Origin of the sequence: Kribbella alba, from assembly GCF_039529635.1 — a bacterium.
GTDB lineage: Bacteria > Actinomycetota > Actinomycetes > Propionibacteriales > Kribbellaceae > Kribbella > Kribbella alba.
Window position 1 is genome coordinate 236680 of sequence record NZ_BAAANE010000002.1, and the last position, 19105, is coordinate 255784.

Consider the following 19105-nt stretch of genomic DNA (forward strand, 5'->3'; position numbering starts at 1 on the left):
GCGATCGATCGTCCTCGGCCCTGGGGCCGGTGGACAGGTCCTGGATCACAGGACGGTGCCCTGGCAAACAAAAACCCCCTCCGCCGGGTGGGCTGAAGGGGGCGCGCTCGACTCGGTGGTCGCGTCAGTCGGCGCGCCGCACAAGTACGAGGAGAATCGATCGCATGCAGTCACCTTTGCCGACTTCCCTCGATCCGGTCAAGCCTGGCGCCCGACGGTCTCATTTACTGAGATACCTGTCTTAGATCCGAAACCTTCCGACCGGCCCCACGAGACATCGCTCGCGACGCCCGCCAGCCGCCCTGCTGCTCACCATGCGCTCGGCCCGGGTGCTTCGCGGCGGGTACCGCCTGGGCTGGTTGGCTACTCCAGGTTGTACCGGTGAGGGAACCCGCCGCAACTGGGGTAGCCCTGGTTGCGGCGGGCGGACGGGCTAGATGCAGACGGCGCCTTCGGAGGCTGAGCGGACGAGGCGGACGTACTTGCCGAGGACGCCCTTGGTGATGGCGGGCGTCTTCGGGGTCCAGCCCTCGCGGCGGCGTTCCAGCTCCTCGGGGTCGACGTGCAACTCGAGGGTGCGGTTCTTCACGTCCAGGCTGATCCGGTCTCCGTCGCGGACGAAGGCGATCGGCCCGCCGTCGACGGCCTCCGGGGCGACATGGCCGACGCACAGACCCGTAGTACCGCCGGAGAAGCGTCCGTCGGTGAGCAGCAGGACGTCCTTGCCGAGGCCCGCGCCCTTGATCGCACCCGTGACTGCGAGCATCTCGCGCATCCCCGGTCCGCCCTTCGGGCCCTCGTAGCGGATCACCACCACGTCGCCGGCCTTCATCGACCCGTCCTCGACCGCGTCCATCGCGCCGCGCTCGCCGTCGAAGACCCTCGCGGTCCCCTCGAACACGTCCGAATCGAAGCCAGCGCTCTTCACGACAGCGCCCTCGGGAGCCAGCGTCCCGTTCAGGATCGTGATGCCGCCGGTGCCGTGGATCGGCCGGTCCAGCGCCCGGATGATCGTACCGTCCACGTCCGGCGGCGCGATGTCGGCGAGGTTCTCGGCCATCGTCTTGCCGGTCACCGTCAGGCAGTCACCGTGCAGCAGCCCCGCATCGAGCAGTGCCCGCATGATCACCGGGATGCCGCCCACCCGGTCGACGTCTGTCATCACGTACTTCCCGAAGGGTTTCAGGTCGCCCAGGTGCGGGACCTTGTCGCCGATCCGGTTGAAGTCTTCGAGGCTGAGGTCGACCTCGGCCTCGCGCGCGATCGCGAGCAGATGCAGTACCGCGTTGGTGGAACCACCCAGGGCCATCACCACGGCGATCGCGTTCTCGAACGCCTCCTTCGTCAGGATCTGCCGGGCCGTGATGCCCTTGGCCAGCAGGTTCACCACCGCCTCACCCGACTTGCGGGCGAACCCGTCGCGGCGACGGTCCACCGCGGGCGGCGCGGCCGAGCCCGGCAGCGACATGCCGAGTGCCTCCGCCGCCGACGCCATCGTGTTGGCGGTGTACATGCCGCCACAGGCGCCTTCGCCGGGGCAGATCGCGCGCTCGACCGCGTCCACGTCCTCCCGGCTGATCAGGCCGCGGGCACAGGCACCGACCGCCTCGAAGGCGTCGATGATCGTGACGTCCTTGTCGCCGAGCCTGCCGGGCATGATCGACCCGGCGTACAGGAAGACGGACGCGAGGTCGAGCCGGGCGGCGGCCATCAGCATGCCGGGCAGCGACTTGTCGCAACCGGCCAGCAGTACCGAGCCGTCGAGGCGCTCGGCCTCCATCACGGTCTCCACCGAATCGGCGATGATCTCGCGGCTCACCAGCGAGTAGTGCATACCGACGTGACCCATCGAGATGCCGTCGGACACGCTGATGGTGCCGAACTCCAGCGGGTACCCACTGGCCGCGTGCACCCCGTCCTTGACCGCCTTCGCGAGCCGGTCGAGGGAGAGGTTGCACGGGGTGATCTCGTTCCAGCTCGACGCCACCCCGATCTGCGGCTTGACCCAGTCGTCGTCGCCCATCCCGACCGCGCGCAACATCCCGCGCGAGGCAGTCGCCTCCAGGCCATCGGTGACGGTACGGCTCCGAGGTTTGATGTCGGGCTTGCTCTGCGCAGCATCACTGCTATCCACGGACATGCATCTCACTGTATGACCGTCCACCCCTCGGTCACCCCCGCCCTCCCGATCCCCGTTCAGCCACAGGCGTCTTCTCGGGATCAGCGGCGGCCCGGCGGGAACACCTCGGCGAACTCCTCCAGCGGGAGCCTGTGGAGGTCGCGGGGTCCTCAGCGTTTGCCGGGCGGGAAGGCTTTGCCGAAAGTCTTCAGCGGGTCGCCGCGGTAACACCACGGGACGAAGCTCACCCGACCGAACATGGATGCGGCGTGTGCCCGGGCGAGCTCGGGACGGGTGTTGCGAAGGAAGTAGGCGTAGAAGTTGTGCGCGATGAGATCTCCTGGCTCGCGGTAGCGATCCGGATCCAGCCACTTCTCCCGGCTGGCCAGAACCGCGTCCCGCCACTGATCGTCCAGCCGACTCGACGCCATGATCCGCTTCCCGATGTTCCCTTCGTCGCCCGTCAACACATTCAGGCCGGCCTCGACCACTGCTTCGACGAGCACAGTGTTCAGCACCCGGCCGGTCGCTGCCTTGGCCGCGGTCTCCGCACCGAAACTCAGCAAGTCCTCCACCGGCCGTCCGCTCCATTTGGGTGCGATCGCCTGAACGCGGTTGGAGTGGGCCATATGACTGTCCGGCTGACGAGCAAGCGCGGACTCGAAGATCTTGCCCTGGACGTCCTGTGGGGCCTGTAGGCCGATCGCGATCCACTGGTACACCAGCCACGGCGTCGGATCGTCGGGCGCCGCCTCGATCGCGGCGTCGATCACCTCGTGGGCGACCTCGAGAATCTGGTGAAAGGTCTTGAACTGCTCGTCGGAGACATGCTTCGCTCGCAGGGCCGACCGAGCCTCCCAGGCCTCGCGGACCAGCGTCTGGGCGAGCCAGACGAGCAACTCAGGGTCGCCCGGAGCGGCATCGAGGCGAGACTGCAGCTGATCACTGCGACCAACGGCGGCCAGCCCCAGGCCGCCGACCCAGGTGGCGCGACGATCGGGATCGAAGGTCTGACCCTTGAGCAATTCGAGCGGCTTGTCGAGATCGCCGCCCTCGAGCGCGGCGATCGCCGCGTCCAGCTCCTGGTCCGCCCAGGTGCGGTCGAGGACCAACCCCTCCATCACTCCACCTGACTTACGCCCGAAGATTCCCATCAGCGGATCCTAGGGCCGCAGGCCGCCTTCCGAGCCCCAACTGCAACAAGCTGCAAAGAACCCCGGGCTGGTCTCAAACCGAGCGAGAGCTCCACTACCGGCAGCCATCCCCTGCGCCAGCACCTGGTCCGACCCAACCATCGCCGCCTTCGGGGTGCAGGACCTCGGCATCCACTGCCCGCCAAACCAGCCCCCAAGCCCTTGACTTTGTGCATGGCCCAGCCATTTCTCGGACCTTGAAACGGCTGAGCGGTGCACAAAGATTCGTTCGCGGAGGCTTGGAACCATCAGCGCGACGCCCCGTTACGGCACCAACTCTTCTGGGGTGGGGCGGCACTCGCCGGGTCTGCTCGGCAGCTTGGGGACGCCGTTGAGGTGATCGTGCGTGCTGGGGTCTGGGCGATTCGCGGGTGGTCGCGGCAGGTGGTCGTGCCCGCTGGGGGTCTGAGCGAATCGCGGTGGTCGCGGCAGGTGGTCGTGGATGCTGGGGTCTGGGGTTCGCGGTGGGTGGAAGTGGGTGCTGGTCGGTGGCATGCTCGCTGGATGGTTGAGTTCAGCGGGCAGAATCTGAGAGGCGCCCGGTTCGAGGACGTCTACCTCACCGGCGCCCGGTTCGAGGATGTCGACCTGAGCGGGGCTCGCTTCCGCCTCGTCGACCTGACGGGCGTCAGCATCCGCGGCGCCCTGCTGGCGGACGTCGAGATCGACGGCGACCTCGACAACGTACGCATCAACGGGGTCGACGTCGGCCCGCTGATCGAAGCTGAACTCAACCGCCGCTACCCCGAGCGGACCAAGCTCCACCCGTCCGACGCCAAGGGTTTCCGCGAAGCGTGGGCCGTGGTCGAGCACTCGTGGGAGCCCACCATCGAGCGCGCCCGCCGGCTGCCGCCCGAACTCCTCCACGAGCGCGTCGACGACGAGTGGTCCTTCATCGAGACTCTTCGCCACGTCGTCTTCGGCATCGACGCGTGGGTCAAGCGGGCGATCCTCGGCGATCCGTCGCCTTACGATCCGCTCGACCTGCCGCACGCTGACATGCCCCACGACTCGAGCGTCCCCAACGACTCGGCCGCACGCCCGACCCTCGACGAGGTCCTCGCTCTACGCGCGGACCGCCTGGCCGTCGTACGCAAGGTGCTCGCCGACCTCACCGACGACGTCCTGGCCGGCACCACCACCCCGATCCCGCCGCCCGGCTACCCGGAAGCAGGCACCTACGCCGTACGCCGCTGCCTCCAGGCCGTGGTCAACGAGGGCTGGTCCCACCGCCTGTACGCCGAGCGCGACCTGACCAGCCTCGAGTCCCGCCCCCAACCGACCGCCACTTAGTCCACCGAACCGCCGGACCATCCCGCCGCCGCATCAGCCGGGGTCTTGATCACCTGACCGGGCTCAGCCGCCGGCGACGCTGGGGAGGATCAGGAGTTCGGCGCCGTCGTCGAGGGAGGTGCCGAGGCCCTGGAGGTCTCGGATGTTGTCGTTTTCCAGGAAGACGTTGACGTGCCGGCGTAGGGCGCCTTGTTCGTCGGTCAGGCGACGCCGGAGCGCCGGATGGTCAGCCTCCAGGGCGGCGAAGACCCCGCCCACGTTCGGCTCGTCCGGCTCGACTTCGACCCGCTCGATCCCTCCCGCGAACGGCCTCAGCACCGTCGGCAGTTTCACCCCGACCTTCATCGCATCACCCCGCGCTCGCAGTCCGTAGTACAGGTCAGATGAGTGCGGCGCGGACGGTGAGGACGTCCGGGAGATGCCGGGCGACCTCGGTCCAGCTGTCGCCCGCGTCGGCGCTCGCGTAGACACACCCGTCGCGCGTGCCGACATAAACCCCGGCCGGCGTCCCCTGGTCCGTGCACAGCGCGTCCCGGAGGACAGGCGCGTACGACGGGACGTCGGGCAGGCCGTTCGTCAGGGCCTCCCAGGTGGACCCGGCGTCGCGCGAGCGATAGACCCGGCACTTCGCGTCGGTAGGGATCCTGTTCCCGTCGGCGATCAGCGGGAAGACATAGACGGTGTCGGGCTCGTGCGGGTGAACCACGATCGGGAAGCCGAAGTCAGAAGGCAGGCCGTCCGCGATCGACTTCCAGATCGCGCCTCCGTCGTCGGACCGGTAGACGCCGTGGTGGTTCTGCGCAAACATCCGCTCCGGCTGCTCGGGATGGCCGGCCAGCTTGTGCACGCACTGCCCGAACTCGGGGTAGGGATCCGGCCTGTAGGGCGCCTTGATGCCCTGATTGGCCGGCTCCCAGGATTTGCCACCGTCCTCGGTCCGGTAGACGCCGCCGGTCGACATGGCGACCCACACTCGCTCCGGATCGGTCGCATGAGGCAGCACTGTGTGGACCGCCTGGCCGCCGAACCCTGCTCCCCAGTCCTTGCGATGCGGGTGGTCCCACAGCCCACGAACCAGCTCGAAGTTGACTCCCCCGTCGATCGACTTCCACAGCGCGGAAGGCTGCGAACCGGCGTACACGACGCCCGGCTGGTCGGCCGGGCCGGGCTGGATCTGCCAAACGCGCTCGAGTGACGCCTCGGCGTCCGAAGGAAACCCGATCGAGCCCTCCGGGGGCTCGGCCCAGCTCTGGCCGAGGTCGTCCGAGTGGAAGACAGCGGGTCCCCAGTGCTCGCTGGTCCCACCCGCGAACAGGCGTGGCCGATCGCCTCGGGTGTCGATGCCGACCGAGTAGACGCCCTGCATCTCGAACTTCGGCCCATCGAGCGTCCAGGTCTGCCGATCAGCGTCACTGCGGCCGATCCAAAGACCCTTCTTGGTCCCGATCAGCAGTACTGCCTCGGACATCTTTGTCCTCCCTTACCTGAACGCCCTTGCGGCTGTTCCTACCCAAGCCGACCCCACCGACAGTTTCCGATCAAACGCCTAGCGCGGCGGTCCCGCAACCACATTGATCAGCGGCTCGCCCCGGGTATAGCGCTCGAGCTGAGCGCGCACCAACCGGGCCACCCGCGGCTCGAAGGCCGTCGAGGCACCACCCCGGTGCGGATTGATCAGCACGTTCGGAGCAGACCACAGCGGATGCCCCGCGGGCAACGGCTCAGGATCGGTCACGTCCAGCGCCGCGCTGATCCGGCCGGCGCCGAGCTCGGCGAGCAACGCGTCCGTGTCCACGATGACACCGCGAGCGACATTGACCAGCAGAGCTCCGTCCTTCAGTGCGCCGAGGAACTTCGCGTCGACCATGCCGCGCGTCTCGTCCGTCGCCGGGGTCAGCAGCACGACGACGTCCGCCTTCGGCAGCAGGTCGGACAGGTCCGTGATCGCGAAGACACCCTCGCGGGGCCGGCGCGCCACCCGGATCACCTCGCACTCGAAGCCGCCGAGCCGCCGCTCCAGCGCCTCCCCGATCGAGCCATACCCGAGGATCAGCACGGTCCGGTCCGCCAGCGAGTCGTCCATCTCGACGTACGACGACGGCCACTCACCGCGCTCCTGATTCTTCACCGCGCGCGGCAACCGCCGGTACGACGCGAGAATCAGCGCGACCGCCAACTCCGCGGTGGAGGCATCGTGGACACCCCGCGCATTGCACAAGGTGACTCCCTCGCCGAGATGCGGCAGGAAGTTCTCGAAGCCCGCGGTCTGGGTCTGCACCACCTTGAGCGCCGGCATTTCCTTGATGAGGGCGAGCCCGGAAGTGCCCATATAACCGGGGACATAGAACTCCACCGAGTCCAGCGACGGCGGCAGGTCGCCCCCCGCGTAGTAGTCGACCTCGATTCCCGCCGGCACCCCGCCCAGGAAGCTGTCCGGGTCCTCCCACGGCAGCCACGTCTTCACCACATCAGCCATGACCAGAAACCTACTCGCTCCCCCGGACGGATTTCGAGCAGCCGTTCGCCGGTAGGACCACTGGACCGAGTGGTTCTCAAGTGCACTCGAACCTACCGGAATCTTGTGCCGGAACCGGCGTCAGCGTCGTACTCTGGATCGGTGCCTTCGACATCGGATCTGGCCTCGACCCTCGATCACGATCAGGCGGTTGGGCGGCTGCGGTCGTCCTACCAGCGCATCCCGGCGGGACAACCTGTTCGCCTGGCCAAGCGCAGCTCCAACCTGTTCCGCCCTCGAACGGCCGTGGAGACACCCGGCCTCGACGTCTCCGGGCTGACCGGCGTCATCAGTGTCGATCCAGCCGCGCGCACAGCCGACGTACAGGGCATGTGTACGTATGAGGACCTGGTTGCCGCGACCCTCCCGCACGGCCTGATGCCGATGGTCGTGCCGCAACTGCGCACGATCACGCTCGGCGGCGCGGTGACCGGGCTCGGGATCGAGTCATCGTCGTACCGGAACGGGCTGCCGCACGAGTCCGTGCTGGAGCTCGACATCCTGACCGGCTCCGGCGACCTCGTCACCGCTCGGCCGAAGGGCGAGCACGCCGAGTTGTTCAGGACATTCCCGAACTCCTACGGATCACTCGGCTACGCGACCCGGTTGCGGATCGAGCTCGACCCGATCTCGCCGTACGTCGCGCTGCGGCACGTGCGGCTCGGCCTGGACGAACTGGCTCCGGCGATCGAGTCGATCGTTGCCGGCGGCACGTACGACGACCAGCCCGTGCACTTCGTCGACGGCGTTGCCTTCAGCCCCGATGAGGCCTACCTCACGCTGGGACGGAACAGCGACGCCGCGGTGGAGACCAGCGATTACACGGGCCAGCAGATCTTCTACAAGTCGATCCAGCAGCGGACGACCGACTTCCTCACGGCCGAGGACTACCTGTGGCGCTGGGACACCGACTGGTTCTGGTGCTCGGCCGCCTTCGGGGCTCAGAACCCTTATATACGGCGGATCTGGCCCCGGCGCCTGAGGCGCAGCGACGTCTACCACAAGATCATCGGCTTCGAGAACCGCCATCAAGTTGCCGCGCGCATCAATCGGCGAAAGGGACACCCGGATCGCGAGAGGGTCGTCCAGGACGTAGAGATCCCGGCCTCGCAGCTGGCCGGATTCCTGCGCTGGTTCGACGCCGAGGTCGGCATGCGCCCGGTCTGGCTGTGTCCGCTCCGGCTGCGCGACCCCGCCGGCGAGGCCTGGCCGCTTTATCCACTGAAGCCCGGCGAGACCTACATCAACGTGGGCTTCTGGGGTACCGTCCCGATCGCCCCGGGCGCCGCCGACGGTGACGTCAACCGGCGCATCGAAGCAGCCGTCGCGGACTTCGACGGGCACAAGTCCCTGTACTCCGACGCCTACTACGACCGAGACACCTTCGACCAGCTCTACAACGTCCCGGCCCTGCAAGAGGTCAAAGATCGCTACGACCCTGACGCCCGGCTGACCGGGCTCTACGAGAAGGCGGTGACGCGCCGATGACGGCAACACTCCCGACGCAGGTTTCGATCGCAGCAGCGCTCACGACGGTGGCGCCTGATGGACTCCCCTTCCGGTTCACCGCGTACGACGGCAGTGCGACCGGGCCCGAGGACTCCCCCATTCACATGCATCTGGCCACCGAGCGCGGATTGTCGTATGTCCTGACCGCGCCGGGTGACCTAGGCATGGTTCGCGCCTACGTGCAGGGTGACCTGGAGATCTCCGGCGTCCATCCGGGCAACCCGTACGACCTGATGAAGATGATGCTCAACCACCTGCACTTCGAGCGTCCCACGCCTTCGGAGGCGCTGCGGATCGTGCGCGGCCTCGGCTGGAGCCACCTGAAGCCGCCACCACCTCCGCCGCAGGAGCACCTGCCGAAGTGGCGACGTACCTTCGAGGGTCTGCGGCATTCCCGCACCCGCGACAAGGCCGCGATCCATCACCACTACGACGTGTCGAACACGTTCTACGAGTACATCCTCGGACCGTCGATGACGTACACCTGCGCCGTCTTCCCGACGGAGGACGCGACGCTGGAGGAAGCGCAGTACGAGAAGTACGACCTGGTCGCGCGCAAGCTGGATCTCAAGCCCGGCCAGCGGTTGCTCGACGTCGGTTGCGGCTGGGGTGGGATGGTCCGGCACGCGGCTCGCGAGTACGGCGTGAAGGCGCTCGGCGTGACGCTTTCCGCCGCCCAGGCCGAGTGGGCGCAGGCTGCGATCAAGCGTGAGGGGCTCGAAGACCTGGCGGAGGTGCGCTTCTCCGACTATCGCGATGTGGCCGAGCGCGACTTCGACGCGATCAGCTCGATCGGCCTGACCGAACACATCGGCGTACGGAACTACCCGTCGTACTTCGGCTTCCTGCTGGATCGGTTGAAGCCCGGCGGCCGGCTGCTGAACCACACCATCACCCGGCCGGACAACCGCTTCCGCTCGACCGGCGCGTTCATCGACCGCTACATCTTCCCCGACGGCGAACTGATCGGCTCCGGCCGCATCATCGCCGACGCCCAGGACGCCGGCTTCGAGGTCCGCCACGAGGAGAACCTCCGCGAGCACTACGCCCTCACCCTGCGCGGCTGGTCCGAAAACCTCGTCACCCACTGGGACGAAGCAGTGGCCGAGGTCGGCTACCCCACCGCCAAAGTCTGGGGCCTCTACCTAGCCGCCTGCCGAGTCGGCTTCGAACGCAACAACACCCAACTCCACCAGGTCCTCGCCGTAAAGCTAGACGACGAAGCCAACGCCCATTTCCCCCTCCGCCCCACCTGGGGAAGCTGAACTGACGCGAGGCGGTTGACCGCCCGGGGCTCGGGTGGTCAACCGCCTCGAACTAGAGCCGGAGTTTGTGATGTTGCGGGGGACAGCGCCCGGACTGCCGGCACTCACAACCTGGGGGTCCTGGTCGCGAGCAGGCCTACGCACGCTCGGCTGGAGGCAATCGGCCGCGGTTGATCAGCGTTGGCGCTGCGGGGCTCACGAACCCGCCGAAACCACGCCGCCCTTGATCAGCACCCGACTCGGTGGCCGCGCAGCCGCCAAGAAGTGGTGGCCTTGAACACCAACCCGGGACCGCGGACACGAAATAGCCTGTTCAAGGACCCGACTACCTGTCCCAGGTCCCCACTCTTGGTCAGGGCCGCACCCACCCAGCCGTCCGCGGCCCCCTACCGAAAGCATCATCACGAACCACGGCCGTCGTACTAGACAATCACGGGAAGACTTCAGTTGAGCTCGACGCAGGTCGCCGACAAGAAATTCCGCGACTCATCCAGTCAGTTCCCGCGCCTTAGCCATCGCCTGTGTGAACTGCGTCATAAAGTCGCCGGCCTCAGCCTTGCTGATTCCGTCACTGTGACCGCCGGACGTCGTTGTATTCTCCACCTACGAAGTGCCTTCCCTCTCGGGCCATTCTGAGCTCTAGACAAGTCCAGAATCCCTTGCAGGTAAGGCACTTCTCTACATGTACGACGCGTGTCGACCCCGCGATCACATCGTTACTGCAAGTCCAGGGCTAAGCGAATGACCGAACTCACCCGCAATGCCCTAGACGCGCTAATACCAGGAAAGGCGACATCGCTTCGTCGCTTCTTGGCAATCCATAGCCAGTCGAAACCCGGCAATGGGCACGCGCCCTTACGACAAGACAATCTAGTCAGACACCGGCTCGTCGGCCGTTCTCCGCTGCACTTCCGACCAAAATATTTCCAGCGCGGCGGGCTTGAGCTCTGAGAGAGCGTCATGATGGTCAGGGTCCTGGATAAGTGCCGAGTAGCCCCAGATCGCCTTAACCATGTCGGTGGGCTCCCCCATATCAAACTCCCAGTCCGCCGGAACTCGGTGGTCTGCGACTGTGAACAGCTCCACAGGCTGCCAGCCCGGCCGGCCTGTGTCGTCCACGAGGAGGGTGACCAGCCCAGACTCCCACAGAGCCATCGCGTGTACGGCGTACGTTTGGCCCACCGTGAGGTGAAACTCTGTCGCTGGCGTGTACCCCTCCTCGAAGCGCTGAGGTACGAGCTGGTCACCCTTATTGAATCTGCATATGAGCTGCATCGTCTAACCCGGGAATTTGAAGTCGTCGACTTGGCCAGTACCGCGGTTCATCACGTAGTGGATCTCCGTGCCGTTCACGTTCTGGGTCATCTTGACCCACCCATCGGATCCGGGCCAGCGAGGGTCAGTCATACCCTTCTTCAAAGGTACAACCCGGCCGCACCAGGATTGGACATCGCAGACTCCATCGCGAGTTTCTCGCTCAGGCTGTTCGGAGCAGTCCGCCCAGTAGAGCCACGACCCAACCGCTTCAAGTCAGTTGCAATGCCGTTCGAATCGACCTCGAATCGAGCACCGCCGCAGTTGTGGACCAGTAGCGGAGTGTTACCGGCGAGCACATAGTACGTGTGCACGGCGTGGATGGTGAGGTTGTGGACGCTGTGGCGTCGTAGCGGCTGATGCCGGTGACGCGACTCCGGTCGTTGGGTTGGAGGGGTTGGAGGGTGTCGTCGACGGAGAGGTCGGTAGCACCGGCCCAGCGGCGCCTCGTCGGCAGGTAGAACGGGTGACCGTCAGTGGCGACCAGATGGCCAGTCTTGATTGAGCCATCCGCCGCAGTCGTGGTGACTCCTAGGTCTCAGGAGCCGTTGTGTGTGAAGGCATCCTTCACCGAGTCGATCACCGAGCTGCCCTACGGTGTGCGCACGACGCTGCGGTTGCGAGCGGGCGATCGCGGCTGCCATTGGGAAGGCGAACCGGGCGGTCAGCGAGGTCGCGGAGGCGTTCGGGGTTGTCGTGGCCGACCGCGCACACGGCGCTCGTCGAGGTCGCCGACCGGGTGCTCGGCTCGCCGGCGCCGGTGCTGATCCTCGGCGTCGACGAGACCCGCCGCGGGAAGCCGCGCTGGGAACACGACGCGAGCATCGGCAAGTGGCGACGATGGCACTCGGGGTTCTGCGACCTATCTGGTGACCAGGGCCTGCTCGGGCAGGTCCTGGGAGGTCCAGCCGCGACGTGAGCGGCTGGCAGAACGCTCAAAGCGAGGAGTTTCGTGCTGGGATCGAGTTCGTCGCGATCGACCCGTGCGCGGCCTACGGAAGTGCCGTCATCGACAGTGCCCGGTCAAGTTTGAAGAGCCCCTATGTAGTAGTCGACCTCCTCAAACAGGTCCACCATCAAGAACCTCCAGCAGCTCCGTCGCCAGTCGCGTCTCGGTGCGGCCTCATCCGAAGCCGGCGACCAGCTGCGTCTATCCCGGACCGTGGGCGCCCAGACCGTCCTGCGCCGCAGATCGCTTCGAGCGGTGATTGCCACAGTCCGGCGACGAGCTTGGAGACATAGCCGCTGACCTCGACCGCCATCGTCGTCCCCCGCCAACCTGGCTCAGCGGACTGCCGATCCGTCTGACCGCCCGCACCGGCAGGCGGTCAGACGCCTCACACATATCTAATAGAGCCGATCCAAGCACCTTGCCGCAATGCGAGCCGATTACGGGAACGACTTCAGCTGGGCTCGATGCCGCCCGGATATAGCAGATTCTCGCAGCCCGATTTCATGCCGCTCTTTAGCCTCGATCAGCCGTGAGCGAAGCTCGGCGTAGTCAGTCTCGGGTTTGACATCCAGAGCGAAATGGGAATTTCTATTTGCCGTCTCCCACATTAGACCGAAGCGCGACAAGAGCCGCTCCAAGTCAGGCACACTTCCAGGCTGCGGGACAAAAATTTGAACCGACACCAATTGGTCAAACAGAATTTCTCGACGATCATTGTCCGGATATACCGATATAATGTCGCCGCACGCGATTCCCTTTGCATAGAAGGGGACACTCCGCACCGCCAATTGCCGCCCTGTCTGGGTTTTCGCTCGCAAGCAACTGGGGGCCAGTGCGGGGCTCCTCAGGCAAATCAAAGACCACTTGAAGCAATTGCTCATCTGAAGCCTGGTCAGTCATCAGTCACCCAATATTCGAAGCTCAGCATCCCATACAGGCAAGCGGATGAAATGTCCAGCCATCCGGAGAATACGCAATATATGCCGCTATTCAGTCGCCCTGGATAAACATATAGCCACTCAAACCTCTTGCCTGGATCGCGGCATCCCGGACTGTGACAACCTTCGACCGCTGCGCATCCGAAAGCCACGAATCGCCTAGCACAGCATCCAATTCCTCAATGAGGCGTTCGAGTTGAATGAAATTGAACATAGTGTCCGTGTATGGATCCATGACGTCCATAACCCTGCTTCCGAGATCCGTCGACCGACGCGCAACCTGCAGGAACGAATTCTGCGGGTCGTCGGAGAAGAGCCGAACACGCCGTGCGCCTGATCTTCAACGTAAAAGGTAAGCACAAGCCATTCCTCGCAGCCGCTTCAGTTAGGTAGGCCGGGATGCATCGTTACAACTCGGCCATTCTGTTCCGTAATTACTGTATAATTCTTTGTTGGCAGGCCGCCCTGATCGACGCCCACGATGCCGGGGGAAGTACAGATTCGCTCGCAGCGAGTCGACCCCGTCTGCTGCCGTGCTGGGACGTCCGCTGCGTCGTCGACCAGATCGTACGGATCGAGATCGTCCTAGAAAGTTGACTTACCTTCGACGTTGTCCTTTCCGCCCGAATAGTGCGTATCGCGCATGTGCTTCTCGCCAATATGGTCCATCCATGGTGTACCACAACTGCTGTTATGTACCAGCACCGTAGTGTGACCAACCAGCACATAATACGTATGCAGTGCATCAATGGTTAGGTTGTGGGCAGATATTGCCGCGTCGTCGCGGACAACGGATGTCACGCGGCTGAGGGTGCGTGGCTGCGAAGGTTGGATCAGGTCACCGACATCGAGGTCGGTTGCTCGTGCCCAGCCACATTCCGACGGGAGATAGAACGGGTGGCCGTCAGTAGCAACGACGTGCGCCGCGCCAGTCGAACCGTCCGGACTGGTCGTCGTTACCTTGAGGTCTACGAGATGTTTGGTGCCTTGGCCGATGATCGTAGCGACCACGGGTTCGGCTGTGGTTTTGCCTGTTGCTGGGTCGGTGGCCTTGACCTTGTCGCCCAACTTCAGCTGTTCGATTGGTTTGCTGGTGCCGTCGGCCCGAAGAACCTTGGTGCCTGGGACAAACGAGTTGCACTTCCCAGCGCCCTTCTCCGTAGCCCTGTGGACCGCATCCGCCCTGAGCCGTCTCTGACGAGGTCTGTCGACGTTGGCCACGCGCGGCATGACTCCCGACGAACGGGGGGCCCGGAGCGTGAGAAGGGTGCGGGCGGCATCTGATCGGTTACAACTGGCAGGAGCCGCAACTCCCGCGCGGGAATGGTCGCTACCTTTGGTGCCAGTCGAGCGGAGGAGACGATGGTGCTCAACGCAAGGAATGGTCGGGGACACGCGCCGGCGGGGCGCGGTCGGCCGCGTAGTACCGCCGCTGCTGCTGTTGCCGCCTTCGCCTTGGTGACGGCCAGCTGCTCGGATGGGGCGGGTGACGCGGAGCCGTCGGTTTCGACCGCCTCGCCGTCGGCCAGTACTACGGGGTCGACCGGCTCGGGTGGCACCCAGGTCGGGCCGGTGAAGCTCACGGTGGCGGGGACCGTGGCGACCGGGCTCCAGGTGCCGTGGGGATTGGCGTTCCTGCCGGACAAGTCGGCTTTGGTGGCGGAGCGGGATTCCGCCAAGCTCAAGCGGATCGCGGGCGGGCAGGTCACTGAGGTCGGGACCGTGCCGGGCGTGGATCCGTCGGCCGAAGGTGGGCTGCTCGGGATCGCCGTAGACCCGCAGTACCCGACGAGGCCCTATGTTTACGCCTATTACAGCAGCGGGAGCGACAACCGGATCGCCAGGTTGACCTACAGCAACAACAGCATCGGCAGTCCTGAGGTGATTCTGCAGGGGATCCCGATGTCCCCGATCCACAACGGCGGGCGGCTCCGCTTCGGGCCTGATGGATATCTGTACGCCGGGACGGGCGACGGCTCCGACCGTCCGAATTCGCAGAACGACGACTCCCTCGGCGGCAAGATCCTGCGCATCACCACGGACGGCGAGCCCGCACCCGGAAACCCCGACAACCGGCTCTGGTACTCCAAGGGCCATCGCAACGTCCAGGGAATCGCGTTCGGCGGCGACCAGCTCTACGCGGCGGAGTTCGGCCAGAGCACCTGGGACGAGTTGAACGCGATCGAGCCGGGTGCGAACTACGGGTGGCCAGCTGCCGAGGGGATCAGCGAGCTTGATGGCATGGTGGATCCGATCGCCCAGTGGCGACCGTCCGACGCGTCGCCGTCGGGCATAGCGTTTGCCCAGGGCCACATCTTCATGGCGGGCCTGCGGGGTGGCCGGCTCTGGGCGATTCCGGTTGCCAACGGCAAGCGAACTGGTGAGCCGATCGCCTTCTTCACCCGGCAGTTCGGCCGACTTCGTACGGTGGAGGCGGCGCCCGACGGATCACTGTGGCTCACCACGTCGAACACCGACGGCCGCGGCACCCCGAAGCCCGGCGATGACCGCATCCTGCGGTTGACTATCAGCCGCTAGCTCCCGGCAAACAGCGGTGCCCCCGGCAACTACACCAGGGGCACCGCAAATCCCTCAGATGCCGAGCTTGGCGTTCACCAGCTCACGAACCTTGGCGGCGTCCGCCTGGCCCCTCATGTCCTTCATCACGGCACCGATCAGAGCACCGGCCGCCGCGGGCTTGCCGGACTGGACCTTCTCGACCACATCCGGGTTCGCCGCGATCGCACGGTCGACAGCCTCGCCCAGGGCGGAGTCGTCCGACACCAGGGCAAGACCACGAGCAGCCATGATCTCGGCCGGGGTCCCCTCCCCCTTGACGAGCCCGTCGAAGACCTCGCGGGCCAGCTTGTCGTTCAGCGCACCTTCGTCGACGAGCTTCTGCACCTCGGCGACCTGCTCGGCACCGACCCCGAGGGCGTCCAGGTCCTTGCCGGCCTCGTTGGCGGCACGGGCCAACTCGCCCAGCCACCACTTCCTGGCCGCGTCGGGTGTTACCCCCAAGGCGACCGTCTGCTCGATCAGGTTCTGGGCGCCGCCGTTGACGACGTCGCGCATCACGAGGTCGGTGAAGCCCCACTCGGCCTGCAGCCGCGCACGACGAGCGGGCGGCGGCTCGGGCAGGGTCTTGCGCAGTTCCTCGACCCAGTCGCGCGACGGCGCGATCGGGACCAGGTCAGGCTCCGGGAAGTACCGGTAGTCCTCGGCGTCCGACTTCTCCCGGCCGGAGGTGGTGATCCCGGTGTCCTCGTGCCAGTGCCGCGTCTCCTGGATGACCTTGCCACCCGAAGCCAGTACTGCGGCCTGCCGGGTGATCTCGTAGGTCACGGCACGCTCGATCGAACGGAACGAGTTGACGTTCTTGGTCTCCGTCCGAGTGCCCAGCACGGGAGAACCCTTGGGCTTCAGCGACACATTCGCATCGCAGCGCAACGACCCCTGGTCCATCCTTACGTCGGAGACGTCCAGGGCGAGCAGGAGATCCCGCAGCATGCTGACGTAGGCACGAGCAACGGCAGCGGCCTTCTCCCCCGGCACCTCGATCGTCTTCGTGACGATCTCGATCAGGGGGATCCCGGCCCGGTTGTAGTCCACCAGGGAGTGCGAAGCGCCGTGGATCCGGCCGGTCGCGCCACCCACGTGAGTGGACTTGCCGGTGTCCTCCTCCATGTGGGCGCGCTCGATCTCGATCCGGTAGGTCTCACCGTCCACGACCACTTCGGTCCACCCGTTGAAGGCGATCGGCTCGTCGTACTGGGAGGTCTGGAAGTTCTTCGGCATGTCCGGGTAGAAGTAGTTCTTCCGGGCGAACCGGCACCATTCGGCGATCTCGCAGTTCAGCGCGAGGCCGATCTTGATCGCGGACTCGACAGCGCGCTCGTTCACCACCGGCAGTGCACCGGGCAGACCGAGGCAGACCGGGCAGGTCTGGGTGTTCGGCGGCGCGCCGAACACGGTCCCGCAGCCGCAGAACATCTTCGACCTGGTGTTCAGCTCGACGTGGACCTCCAGGCCCAGCACCGGGTCGAACTGCTCCAGCGCGGACTCGAGGTCCATCACGTCAGCGACGACAGTCATCGGGCGACCTCCAGCTCCGGAACCTTCGACATCAGCACGCCACCCCACTGCTCGGCCTGCGCGGCCTCCAACGCGGAGCCGACCTGGTAGAGCAGGTCGTCGCGCATCACCGGGGCCATCACGTGGAAGCCGACCGGCAGCCCGTCCTCGTCGGCCAGGCCCACCGGGAACGAGGCCGCCGCGTTGCCGGCCAGGTTCGACGGGATCGTGCAGAGGTCGTTCTTGTACATGGCGATCGGGTCGTCGATCCGGTCACCGATCGCGAACGCGGTCGTCGGTGTTGCCGGGGACACCAGCACGTCGACCTGCTCGTAGGCCCTGGCGAAGTCCCGCGCGATCAGCGTGCGGACCTTCTGCGCCTGGCCGTAGTACGCGTCGTAGTACCCGCTCGACAGCGCGTGCGTGCCGAGCATGATGCGTCGCTTGACCTCGTCGCCGAAGCCGGCCTCGCGGGTCAGGCTCATCACCTTCTCCGCGTCGTTCACGCCGTCGTCCCCGACCCGCAGGCCGAAGCGCATCCCGTCGAACTTGGCCAGGTTGGACGAGGCCTCGCTCGGCAGGATCAGGTAGTACGCGGGCAGTGCGTACTGGAAGTGCGGGCAGGACACCTCGACCACCTCGGCGCCGAGCTTGGTGAGCAGCTCGACCGCCTCGTGGAACCGGGCCTCGACGCCGGGCTGGTACCCCTCGCCGCCGAGTTCCTTCACCACGCCGATCCGCAGCCCGGTCACGTCGCCCTTGCGAGCCGCCGCGACGACCGGCGGGACCGGCGCGTCGATCGAGGTGGAGTCCATCGGGTCGTACCCGGCGATCACCTCGTGCAGCAAGGCCGCGTCGAGGGTGGTCCGCGCGCACGGGCCGGGGGTGTCCAGGCTGCTGGCCAGCGCGATCAACCCGTACCGCGAGGTCCCGCCGTACGTGGGCTTGACGCCGACCGTGCCGGTGAAGGCGCCGGGCTGACGGATCGACCCGCCGGTGTCGGTGCCGATCGCGAGCGGTGCCTCGTACGCCGCGAGCGCGGCCGAGGAGCCACCACCGGAGCCGCCGGGGATCCGGTTCAGGTCCCACGGGTTGTGGGTGGTTCCGTACGCCGAGTTCTCGGTCGAGGAGCCCATCGCGAACTCGTCCATGTTGGTCTTGCCGAGGATCACGATGCCGGCCGCCTTCAACCGCTGCACGACCGTCGAGTCGTACGGCGGCTTCCAGCCCTCGAGGATCTTCGACCCGGCGGTCGTCGGTACGCCCTCCTGGGTGAGGACGTCCTTCAGGGCCAGCGGGACACCGGCCAGCGGGCCGAGCTCGTCGCCGGCGGCGCGCTTGGCGTCCACTGCGGCGGCCTGGGCCAGCGCACCCTCGGTGTCCACGTGCAGGAACGCGTGTACTGCGTTGTCCACCGCGCCGATCCGGTCCAGATGAGCCTGGGTGATCTCGACGGAGCTGGTCTCGCCGGAGCTCATCAGGTCCGCGAGCTCGACCGCGGTCTTGCGCGTCAAATCACTCATCACGCCTCCTCGGTCAGGATCCGCGGCACCCGGAAACGCTGCTCCTCCGCGGCCGGCGCGCCGGACAGCGCCTGCTCCGGCGTCAGGCACGGCCGGTTCTCGTCCTGGCGCATCACGTTGGTGATGGGCAGGGCGTGCGAGGTCGGCGGGATGTCGTCGGCGGCCACGTCACTGACCTGCGCGACCAGGCCGATGATCTGGTCGAGCTGAGGAGCGAGGTGGTCGAGCTCTTCGTCGGTGAGCTCGATCCGCGCCAGTCGCGCGAGGTGCGCGACCTCTTCGCGGGTAATCGATGGCATGAAAGGGATCCAATGGTCTCGCAGGATGGCCGGAGCTGTTCAGTCCGGACCTCGGCCATCTTAGTGGCCCCACCACCGCGCGCTTTCGCCCTGTCACCTGGATCGCCGCTG

Annotated in this window: 17 protein-coding genes; 5 read left to right on the forward strand and 12 right to left on the reverse strand. The window is 66.3% G+C overall.

The features are described 5' to 3' along the window. Positions 1-433: 433 nt before the first annotated feature. Both ilvD and ABD210_RS03120 read right to left on the reverse strand, forming a co-directional pair. The gene (ilvD, locus tag ABD210_RS03115; RefSeq protein WP_344108428.1) at positions 434-2140 is read right to left on the reverse strand and encodes a dihydroxy-acid dehydratase; all 1707 of its coding nucleotides are present in this window, start codon (positions 2138-2140) and stop codon (positions 434-436) included. Between the two features lie 149 nt (positions 2141-2289). Then, positions 2290-3273 carry a hypothetical protein gene (locus ABD210_RS03120; protein WP_344108430.1) on the reverse strand — a complete coding sequence of 328 codons (984 nt, stop codon included), beginning with the start codon at positions 3271-3273 and terminating at the stop codon, positions 2290-2292. 543 nt (positions 3274-3816) lie between these two features. Here ABD210_RS03120 and ABD210_RS03125 point away from each other — a divergent pair. Continuing rightward, complete coding sequence (locus tag ABD210_RS03125) at positions 3817-4605, forward strand: DinB family protein (RefSeq protein WP_344108432.1); 789 nt, start codon at positions 3817-3819, stop codon at positions 4603-4605. 63 nt (positions 4606-4668) lie between these two features. Here ABD210_RS03125 and ABD210_RS03130 read toward each other — a convergent pair whose 3' ends face one another. From ABD210_RS03130 to ABD210_RS03140, 3 genes are all read right to left on the reverse strand, one after another. Next, entirely contained in the window at positions 4669-4950 is a 282-nt protein-coding gene (locus tag ABD210_RS03130; RefSeq protein WP_344108435.1) for a ubiquitin-like small modifier protein 1, read from the reverse strand. 34 nt (positions 4951-4984) lie between these two features. Continuing rightward, complete coding sequence (locus tag ABD210_RS03135) at positions 4985-6073, reverse strand: WD40/YVTN/BNR-like repeat-containing protein (RefSeq protein ID WP_344108437.1); 1089 nt, start codon at positions 6071-6073, stop codon at positions 4985-4987. Positions 6074-6151: 78 nt separating this feature from the next. Next, positions 6152-7081, reverse strand: a complete 930-nt coding sequence (locus ABD210_RS03140) for a 2-hydroxyacid dehydrogenase (protein ID WP_344108439.1) — start codon at positions 7079-7081, stop codon at positions 6152-6154. A gap of 141 nt (positions 7082-7222) precedes the next feature. On the opposite strand from ABD210_RS03140, the gene ABD210_RS03145 reads away from it, so the two are divergent. Both ABD210_RS03145 and ABD210_RS03150 read left to right on the forward strand, forming a co-directional pair. Then, on the forward strand, positions 7223-8608 hold the full coding sequence (locus tag ABD210_RS03145; protein WP_344108441.1) for an FAD-binding oxidoreductase: 1386 nt from the start codon (positions 7223-7225) through the stop codon (positions 8606-8608). Further along, positions 8605-9894 (forward strand): class I SAM-dependent methyltransferase, encoded by a 1290-nt coding sequence (locus tag ABD210_RS03150; RefSeq protein ID WP_344108443.1) that lies wholly within the window; start codon positions 8605-8607, stop codon positions 9892-9894. Before ABD210_RS03145 ends, ABD210_RS03150 begins: the two co-directional genes overlap by 4 nt. Before the next feature lie 870 nt (positions 9895-10764). Here the strand turns inward: ABD210_RS03150 and ABD210_RS03155 are convergent. Both ABD210_RS03155 and ABD210_RS03160 read right to left on the reverse strand, forming a co-directional pair. Continuing rightward, positions 10765-11169: a hypothetical protein gene (locus ABD210_RS03155; protein WP_344108445.1), complete on the reverse strand. Its 405-nt coding sequence runs from the start codon at positions 11167-11169 to the stop codon at positions 10765-10767. A gap of 3 nt (positions 11170-11172) precedes the next feature. Beyond that, positions 11173-11301: a hypothetical protein gene (locus tag ABD210_RS03160; protein WP_344108447.1), complete on the reverse strand. Its 129-nt coding sequence runs from the start codon at positions 11299-11301 to the stop codon at positions 11173-11175. 598 nt (positions 11302-11899) lie between these two features. On the opposite strand from ABD210_RS03160, the gene ABD210_RS03165 reads away from it, so the two are divergent. Then, positions 11900-12127: a hypothetical protein gene (locus ABD210_RS03165; protein WP_344108449.1), complete on the forward strand. Its 228-nt coding sequence runs from the start codon at positions 11900-11902 to the stop codon at positions 12125-12127. Between the two features lie 470 nt (positions 12128-12597). On the opposite strand, the gene ABD210_RS32380 is transcribed toward ABD210_RS03165, so the two are convergent. Continuing rightward, positions 12598-13041, reverse strand: coding sequence for a DUF4265 domain-containing protein (locus ABD210_RS32380; RefSeq protein WP_425552615.1), 444 nt, complete (start codon positions 13039-13041; stop codon positions 12598-12600). 642 nt (positions 13042-13683) lie between these two features. Continuing rightward, on the reverse strand, positions 13684-14319 hold the full coding sequence (locus ABD210_RS03170) for a polymorphic toxin-type HINT domain-containing protein (RefSeq protein ID WP_344108452.1): 636 nt from the start codon (positions 14317-14319) through the stop codon (positions 13684-13686). A 141-nt stretch (positions 14320-14460) separates the two neighbouring features. Here ABD210_RS03170 and ABD210_RS03175 point away from each other — a divergent pair, with 141 nt between their 5' ends. Then, positions 14461-15636: a PQQ-dependent sugar dehydrogenase gene (locus tag ABD210_RS03175; RefSeq protein WP_344108454.1), complete on the forward strand. Its 1176-nt coding sequence runs from the start codon at positions 14461-14463 to the stop codon at positions 15634-15636. A 54-nt stretch (positions 15637-15690) separates the two neighbouring features. On the opposite strand, the gene gatB is transcribed toward ABD210_RS03175, so the two are convergent. From gatB to gatC, 3 genes are read right to left on the reverse strand one after another with little or no spacing between them, the layout of a single operon-like run. Next, complete coding sequence (gene gatB / locus ABD210_RS03180) at positions 15691-17193, reverse strand: Asp-tRNA(Asn)/Glu-tRNA(Gln) amidotransferase subunit GatB (RefSeq protein ID WP_344108458.1); 1503 nt, start codon at positions 17191-17193, stop codon at positions 15691-15693. Continuing rightward, positions 17190-18695: an Asp-tRNA(Asn)/Glu-tRNA(Gln) amidotransferase subunit GatA gene (gene gatA, locus ABD210_RS03185; RefSeq protein WP_344108461.1), complete on the reverse strand. Its 1506-nt coding sequence runs from the start codon at positions 18693-18695 to the stop codon at positions 17190-17192. The genes gatB and gatA overlap by 4 nt, the downstream gene beginning before the upstream one ends. Next, positions 18695-18994 (reverse strand): Asp-tRNA(Asn)/Glu-tRNA(Gln) amidotransferase subunit GatC, encoded by a 300-nt coding sequence (gatC, locus tag ABD210_RS03190; RefSeq protein WP_344108463.1) that lies wholly within the window; start codon positions 18992-18994, stop codon positions 18695-18697. Before gatC ends, gatA begins: the two co-directional genes overlap by 1 nt. Between the last annotated feature and the right edge of the window lie 111 nt (positions 18995-19105).

Bases quoted from the DNA above. Each gene is read 5' to 3' on its own strand.
- ilvD (WP_344108428.1), bottom strand. From the start codon at position 2,140: ATGTCCGTGGATAGCAGTGATGCTGCGCAGAGCAAGCCCGACATCAAA.
- ABD210_RS03120 (WP_344108430.1), bottom strand. From the start codon at position 3,273: ATGGGAATCTTCGGGCGTAAGTCAGGTGGAGTGATGGAGGGGTTGGTC.
- ABD210_RS03125 (WP_344108432.1), top strand. From the start codon at position 3,817: ATGGTTGAGTTCAGCGGGCAGAATCTGAGAGGCGCCCGGTTCGAGGAC.
- ABD210_RS03130 (WP_344108435.1), bottom strand. From the start codon at position 4,950: ATGAAGGTCGGGGTGAAACTGCCGACGGTGCTGAGGCCGTTCGCGGGA.
- ABD210_RS03135 (WP_344108437.1), bottom strand. From the start codon at position 6,073: ATGTCCGAGGCAGTACTGCTGATCGGGACCAAGAAGGGTCTTTGGATC.
- ABD210_RS03140 (WP_344108439.1), bottom strand. From the start codon at position 7,081: ATGGCTGATGTGGTGAAGACGTGGCTGCCGTGGGAGGACCCGGACAGC.
- ABD210_RS03150 (WP_344108443.1), top strand. From the start codon at position 8,605: ATGACGGCAACACTCCCGACGCAGGTTTCGATCGCAGCAGCGCTCACG.
- ABD210_RS03155 (WP_344108445.1), bottom strand. From the start codon at position 11,169: ATGCAGCTCATATGCAGATTCAATAAGGGTGACCAGCTCGTACCTCAG.
- ABD210_RS03160 (WP_344108447.1), bottom strand. From the start codon at position 11,301: ATGACTGACCCTCGCTGGCCCGGATCCGATGGGTGGGTCAAGATGACC.
- ABD210_RS32380 (WP_425552615.1), bottom strand. From the start codon at position 13,041: ATGAGCAATTGCTTCAAGTGGTCTTTGATTTGCCTGAGGAGCCCCGCA.
- ABD210_RS03175 (WP_344108454.1), top strand. From the start codon at position 14,461: ATGGTGCTCAACGCAAGGAATGGTCGGGGACACGCGCCGGCGGGGCGC.
- gatB (WP_344108458.1), bottom strand. From the start codon at position 17,193: ATGACTGTCGTCGCTGACGTGATGGACCTCGAGTCCGCGCTGGAGCAG.
- gatA (WP_344108461.1), bottom strand. From the start codon at position 18,695: ATGAGTGATTTGACGCGCAAGACCGCGGTCGAGCTCGCGGACCTGATG.
- gatC (WP_344108463.1), bottom strand. From the start codon at position 18,994: ATGCCATCGATTACCCGCGAAGAGGTCGCGCACCTCGCGCGACTGGCG.